The 6547-nt window shown below is 65.5% G+C and carries 6 protein-coding genes; 5 read left to right on the top strand and 1 reads right to left on the bottom strand.

What is annotated here, in order from left to right; all coding sequences use genetic code 11:
• Nucleotides 1–80 precede the first annotated feature (80 nt).
• Together B3M53_RS09180 and B3M53_RS09185 are read left to right on the top strand one after the other, a co-directional pair.
• Nucleotides 81–2204, top strand: a complete 2124-nt coding sequence (locus B3M53_RS09180) for a sugar phosphate nucleotidyltransferase (protein ID WP_286800145.1) — start codon at nt 81–83, stop codon at nt 2202–2204.
• Between the two features lie 10 nt (nt 2205–2214).
• Nucleotides 2215–3147 carry an ABC transporter substrate-binding protein gene (locus B3M53_RS09185; protein ID WP_286800147.1) on the top strand — a complete coding sequence of 311 codons (933 nt, stop codon included), beginning with the start codon at nt 2215–2217 and terminating at the stop codon, nt 3145–3147.
• Here B3M53_RS09185 and B3M53_RS09190 read toward each other — a convergent pair whose 3' ends face one another.
• The gene (locus tag B3M53_RS09190; protein WP_286800149.1) at nt 3148–4014 is read right to left on the bottom strand and encodes a LysR family transcriptional regulator; all 867 of its coding nucleotides are present in this window, start codon (nt 4012–4014) and stop codon (nt 3148–3150) included.
• A 107-nt stretch (nt 4015–4121) separates the two neighbouring features.
• On the opposite strand from B3M53_RS09190, the gene cysG reads away from it, so the two are divergent.
• From cysG to B3M53_RS09205, 3 genes are all read left to right on the top strand, one after another.
• Nucleotides 4122–5522: a siroheme synthase CysG gene (gene cysG / locus B3M53_RS09195; RefSeq protein WP_286800152.1), complete on the top strand. Its 1401-nt coding sequence runs from the start codon at nt 4122–4124 to the stop codon at nt 5520–5522.
• Nucleotides 5519–5809 (top strand): DUF2849 domain-containing protein, encoded by a 291-nt coding sequence (locus B3M53_RS09200; protein WP_286800154.1) that lies wholly within the window; start codon nt 5519–5521, stop codon nt 5807–5809. The genes cysG and B3M53_RS09200 overlap by 4 nt, the downstream gene beginning before the upstream one ends.
• Nucleotides 5802–6547 (top strand): nitrite/sulfite reductase (locus B3M53_RS09205; protein ID WP_286800158.1); only part of this gene is annotated, 746 nt, incomplete at its 3' end. The genes B3M53_RS09200 and B3M53_RS09205, both read left to right, overlap by 8 nt.

The following is a 6547-nucleotide window of genomic DNA, read 5'->3' on the forward strand; positions in this document are numbered from 1 at the left end:
AATGATTGCAAGGCGTGTGAGCACCTGCGATAGCTGACAGGCGTTCAGGCGCGGGATTGACCATCCGGGGGAGAGCGAACATGACCAAAGTCACGCCCGTCATATTATGCGGCGGCGGCGGGACCCGCCTTTGGCCCCTGTCCACGCCCCGAACCCCCAAGCAATTCCTGCCTCTGACCGGTCCGCAATCCATGGTGGCCGAAACCCTGGCGCGCGTCAGCGATGACGGCCTGTTCGGACCGGCCATGGCGATCGGCTCCAGCCGCCATCGTGATGCGCTGCAGCAAGAGCTGCCCAGCGTTCGCCTCGTACTGGAACCGATGGGTCGCAATTCAGCGCCCGCCATCGCCGCGGCGACCTTGCTGGCCGATCCTGACGAAATCCTGCTGATCCTGCCAGCGGACCACCACATCAAGGATGTGGACGCGTTCCACCGCACCATCCGCAACGCCCAGCCCGCCGCTTGCGAAGGGCAGATCGTCACGTTCGGGATCAAGCCTGACTTTCCCGCCACCGGCTATGGCTATATCGAGGCGCTTCCCGCCGACAGCGCCGCAAAGCCCGTGGCGCGCTTTGTTGAAAAGCCCGATGTGGAGACCGCCCGCACCTATATCGAAACCGGGCGATTTTACTGGAACGCCGGCATTTTCATGTTCACTGCGCGGGTGATGCGTGACGCGCTGGCCGCTCATGCGCCCGACATCCTGGAGAGCGTGCAGGCCGCGCTCACCGAAGAGGGTCAGCTGGACCGGACCTTGTTCTCCCAATGCCGATCTGAATCCATCGACTATGCGGTGATGGAAGCGGCGGACAATATTTCCGTGCTGCCCGCCTCCATGGGCTGGAGCGATGTGGGTGATTTCCGCGCCGTGCACGCCCTGCACGCCGAGGCGGCCCATGATCCGGTCGTTCTGCGCGGCGCCGTGGTCGCCCCCGGGGCGGAGCGCGTGTTCATCCAGTCATCCGGGCCGAAAGTGGCCGTGCACGGGCTGGACGCCATCGCCGTGATCGCCACACGCGACGCTGTGCTGGTGTCGAGCCTGGACGGGGCCGCCGGGATCAAACCCGCCGTATCCGGCATCCAGAGTCTGGGACAGACGCTGCTGCGCGCGGACCAGCGCCAAAGCCTGGGTGATTGGCTGTGGAACACGGTGATGCCGGGCTGGGCGATGCGGGCCGTCGACCCTGAAACGGGCGGCTTCATCGAGGGGCTGGACCTGCAGGGCGAGGCCGCGCCCGGCCTGCCCCGACGCGGCCGGGTCGCGCCCCGGCAATTGTTCAGCTTCGCGCGCGCCAAGCATCTGGGCTGGAACCCGGACGGCGCCGCGGATGCGGTGATCGAAGCCGCGATCCGTTTCCTGGACGGTCCGGCGCGGGCTCCTCAGGGCGGCTGGGCGCACGGGTTTGACGGCCAGGGCGCTATCAATGATCCCCGCCGCGACTTTTACGACCATGCCTTTGTGGCGCTGGCGGGCGCGGAACTCGCAGGCCTGGGCGATCCGCGCGGGCAGGCGCTGGCGGAAGAGGCTTTCGCCCTGATCGACGAGCTGTTCGCTGACGACATTTACGGCGGCTGGGTGGATCACGAGACCGGCGGCGGCGGCAAGCTGTCCAATCCGCACATGCATCTTCTGGAAGCCAGCCTGCGCTATTACGAGGTCATGGGAGACACGGCCTCAGCCGAGCGCATCCAGACCCTCGCCACCTTGTTTGAGCGCTTCATGTTCGCGCCTGAAACCGGCGCCGTTCTGGAACGGTTTGGTCCGGACTGGACGCGCATTCGCGACGACCGGATCGAACCTGGCCATTGCTATGAGTGGATTTATCTTCTGAGCGAAACGGACCGGCTGGTGGGCCGCGATTGCGGCAGCTGGCTGCGCCGCATTCACGCTTTCACAGAAAGCCATGGCATCCGTGACGGCATGGCGCTGAACGTTCTGGGCAATGGAGATGCCGGATATCGGCTCTGGCCACAGCTTGAACGGCTCCGCACCTATATCACGCTGGGTTCGCCTCAGGCGCCTGTGAAGGCGATGATCGACGAAATTCATGACCGCTTCCTCAACAAGGGCCCCGCCCATGGCTGGGTGGACAGGCTTGACCAGGATTTCGAGCCGGCAGTCACGCATGTTCCCGCCAGCATGATCTACCATCTGATGACTGGCGTCGCGCCTTTCGTCTCGCGTCCGACGCCTGACCGCTAGACCCGGTCGCATGCGCATCGCCTCCCTGCTCGCCAGCTCGACAGAGATTGTCGCCGCCCTGGGCCTGACCGATGATCTGGTCGCAGTCTCCCATTGCTGTGACTGGCCGCCGCAAGTCCGAACCCTGCCGGCCCTGACAAGCGCATTGTTTGAGGCGCAGACCGCGCGTGAGATCGACGACGCCGTGCGCGCAAAGCTCGCAGGTCAGGACGCAATCTATGCCCTGGATGCGCAAGCGCTGGCCGCGCTCAAACCTGATCTGGTGATCAGTCAGGCCTTGTGCGATGTCTGCGCGGTTTCCGGCGCCGAGGTCAGCGCCGTCCTGGGCGGTCTCGACCCGCAGCCCACGCTCATCAATCTGGAGCCTTTTTCGCTCGGCGACATCCTTGAGACCATCAGCCTGATCGGAGACGCCGCCAGGATCAGCGACCGCGCTGCAGCGCTCCGCGCCAGCCTTCAGGCCAGGATCGACTCCGTCGCCAAGCGTACGCAGGCGCTGCCCGGCCCGCGACCGCGGACCGTGCTTCTGGACTGGACCAACCCGCCTTTCATAGGCGGCCACTGGATGCATGAGCTGATCACGCTCGCGGGCGGCGAGGATGTCGGCAACACCGCCGGTCGTCCCAGCCGGACATCCAGCTGGACGGATATTCTCGCCCTCAAACCTGAGCGGCTGGTGATCGCGCCCTGCGGTTTTCCCGCCGCGCGCACCCTAGAGGACATTGCCGGCGATCAAGACGCTATCGCCGCTCTGCGCCAGCTGGAGGCTCAGAACTGCCAGCTCACTGTGTTTGACGGCAATCGCCTGTTCAGCCGCTCCAGCCCGGGCATTGTCGACAGTCTGGAAGCTCTGGCCCATTGGCTGTGGCCTGACGTTCACCCTGCACCCGACATCGAGTCGGAGATGGGACCCGTCCACCCGCTCTCCGCTCTGGCACGCTGATCACAGCTCGCCTGCAAGATCCTGACGCGCCGCGGCGCACGCCTTGAGGTGCTGGGCGATGCGCGTGGCGACAGCGGACGGTGATCGCCCGGCGGCATAGTGAAGGAAATACGCCTGATCGCTAGGCTGGTCGCCATTGGCGAACACCGGCGCCAGCCGCCCGGCGCGTATGGCGTCATAAGCGAGCGGCTTGCGCCCCAGAACGATCCCGGCGCCCTGCTCCGCCAAAGCCAGAGCGGCGAGAGACTCGCTGACTTTCAAGCGCGCTTGCGCCTCAAGCCCATATCCGCCCCGCGCGCTGAGCCAGTCCGCCCAGCTCAACCCGCTGCGGCTATCCTCAATCAGCGGCAACCTCTCAAGCACGTCTAGCCCAGCCTCGGACGGCACAAGACCCGGCCGCGCCAAAGGGGTCAGGACCTCATCCATCACCCGCTCCGCCCCTGCAGGCACGGTCGCAAGACTGGAACGCTTCAGAGTCAGGTCAGCCTCCTCCCCGACCAGGACCAGGCGGATCGCGACGTCGACGCCTGACAAATCCCGGCCGAGCCAGGCGGTCATGATGTCGTGATCCGCCGCCAGCGTGAGGGTCGGCGCCGCCTGAGCCACCCGCAAGGCGGCGCTCGCCTCGCCCATCAGCTCGAACCCACGCCGTAACGGCTCCAGCGCCGCCGCCCCGCGCTCGGTCAGGATGAGCTTGCGGCCTTCGCGCTCAAACAAGGGCGCGCCAATCAACGCTTCCAGCTGGCGCACCTGCTGGCCCACGGCGGCGGGCGTGACATTGAGTTCCTCCGCCGCGCCGACAAACCCGCCCTGGCGGGCGGCGGCTTCAAAAGCGCGCAGAGCGTTGAGAGGAGCGAGACCGGCCACACATCACCACTGAAAAGAATTTCTTTCTATATGACGCAAAAATACTGATTTGTAAAAAGTTCTCGTGACGGCGAAGGTCGAGGCCGATTTATAAGAGGCCTCCGTCTATGGACCAGTTCCTGCCCGCCATCCCTCTCTCCGGCGCCCGTGTGGTGGTGCTGGGCGCCGGCGAACCCGCGCTGAACAAGCTGCGCCTGTTTCGCACGGCGCCCTGCGAGCTGATCTGGTGCACGCTCGGCGTTTCTCCGGTCCTGCCCACTGACCTGAACCCCAACACCCGCATCGACACACGGGCTCGACCCCATGATGTGTTCAAGGGCGCGCGTCTCGTCTTCATCGGGATCGAGGATGAGAAGCGCGCGGTGAAACTCGCCAACAAAGCCCGCAAGGCCGGGGCGCTGGTCAATGTGGTCGACAATCTGCCGCTGTGCGATTTCTACACCCCCGCCCTGATTGATCGTGGCGCGATCACCATCGCCCTGTCCTCTGGCGGCGCCGGCCCTGTCCTTGTGCGTGATCTTCGCAGTGCGCTGGAAAGCGTGATCGCTCCGGGCGTAGGTTTGCTCGCGCAAACCGCCAAAGGGCTGCGCAGTCGTGTCATGGATGCGTTTCCCAGTGTCGACGCCCGCCGTAAATACTGGGAGCGCGCCCTGCGAGGCCCCGCCGCCCAGCTCGCCGATGCGGGGGATGAAGACGGCGTGCGCGCCGCGCTTCTGGACGCCCTGAAAGACGATGCGCCCACCCCCAAAGGCGTGGTGCATCTGGTCGGCGCCGGCCCCGGCGATCCTGAACTTCTCACGGTCAAAGCCGCGCGTCTGATCAGGGACGCCGACGTGATCGTGCATGATCGGCTCGTCTCGCCTGAAATCATCGACCGCGCCCGCCGCGACGCGCATCGCATTGATGTGGGCAAGCGCCAGGGCGACCACCCGGTGCCGCAGGAGCGGATTTGCGAAATCCTGATCGAGCAGGCCAAGCTCGGCCGCCGTGTGGTGCGGCTGAAAGGCGGAGACAGCTTCATCTTCGGGCGCGGCGGCGAGGAAGTCGAAGCCGTACGCGCCGCAGGCATTGAAGCCCATGTGACGCCCGGCATCTCCGCGGCGCTGGCCGCGGGCGCCCAGGCCCAGATCCCGCTGACCCATCGTGACGCCGCCCAGGCGGTGACCTTTGTGACGGGACGTCCGAAGCTGGGCGGGCCTGACCTTGATTACGCCGCGCTCGCCGCCTCAACCCACACCCTTGTGGTCTATATGGGCGTGGCCGTGGCCGCGACCCTGTCGCGTCGTCTGGTTGAAGCCGGACGCTCACCCGCGACGCCTGTGGGGATCATAGAGAACGCCAGCCTGAGCACCGAGCGGCGGGTCTTCACCACGCTCGACGCGCTGGCGCACACGATTTCGTCTGAAAAGCTCAGCGGTCCTGCAGTCCTCGTGATCGGCGAGGTGGTGGCGCGCGCGCCAGGTCATCTCGCAAGCCTCAGCCTTCAAGCTCTGGAGCACGCTGCATGAAAACCATCACAGCAAACCGCCTCACCGACGGTCGCGTCGTCTATCTGGCCGCCGATCACAGCTGGACTGAAAACGCCGATGAGGCCATCCGCCTGAATGACGACCAGACCGAAACAGCGCTTAACGTCGCCCTGCGCGACATCCTGCTCGTGGTCGGCCCTTACGCCATCGAGATCGGTGCGGACGTCGAAGCGTTCAGCCCGGCGGGCCGCAAGCATGTACGCGAGACCATCCGCCTCTCCGGTCCCAGCGCCGGTTCGACCAAGCGGGGCGCCACGCATGTATAAGTATGACGAGATCGACCGGGCGGTGCTCGATGCGCGCACGGCGGAGTTTCGCGAACAGGTGCATGCGCGCTTGTCTGGCGCCCTGAGCGAGGACGAGTTCAAACCGCTGCGGCTGATGAACGGCGTCTATCTGCAGCTGCACGCCTATATGCTGCGGGTCGCCATCCCCTATGGCGTTCTGTCGTCAGAGCAATTGCGTTCGCTCGCCTATGTGGCGCGTACGTATGATCGCGGTTACGGCCATTTCACCACACGCCAGAACATCCAGTACAACTGGCCGGCGCTGGTGGATATTCCAGACGTGCTTGATCATCTGGCGGGCGTGCAGATGCACGCCATCCAGACTTCGGGCAACACCATCCGCAACACCACGACCGACCCGTTCGCGGGCGCTGCGGCGGACGAGATCGCCGATCCGCGCCCCTGGTGCGAGCTGATCCGGCAATGGTCCACCACGCACCCCGAATTCACCTGGCTGCCGCGCAAGTTCAAGATCGCGGTCACGGGCTCCCCTGAGGACCGCGCCGCCATCGGCGTGCACGATATCGGCTTGCGCCTGGTGCAGAACGACGCCGGCGAGATCGGGTTCGAGGTGCATGTGGGCGGCGGTCAGGGTCGCACGCCGATCGTGGCGAAGATCATCCGTGATTTCCTGCCCCAACGCGAATTGCTCGCCTATCTGACCTCGATCCTGCGCGTCTATAATCTCGAGGGCCGCCGGGACAATCTCTACAAGGC

This window comes from Oceanicaulis sp. UBA2681, from assembly GCF_002354675.1.
GTDB classification, from domain to species: domain Bacteria; phylum Pseudomonadota; class Alphaproteobacteria; order Caulobacterales; family Maricaulaceae; genus Oceanicaulis; species Oceanicaulis alexandrii.

Excerpts from the sequence above, each read along its gene's own strand:
- B3M53_RS09185 (WP_286800147.1), top strand. The coding sequence starts at position 2,215 with ATGCGCATCGCCTCCCTGCTCGCCAGCTCGACAGAGATTGTCGCCGCC.
- B3M53_RS09200 (WP_286800154.1), top strand. The coding sequence starts at position 5,519 with ATGAAAACCATCACAGCAAACCGCCTCACCGACGGTCGCGTCGTCTAT.
- B3M53_RS09180 (WP_286800145.1), top strand. The coding sequence starts at position 81 with ATGACCAAAGTCACGCCCGTCATATTATGCGGCGGCGGCGGGACCCGC.
- cysG (WP_286800152.1), top strand. The coding sequence starts at position 4,122 with ATGGACCAGTTCCTGCCCGCCATCCCTCTCTCCGGCGCCCGTGTGGTG.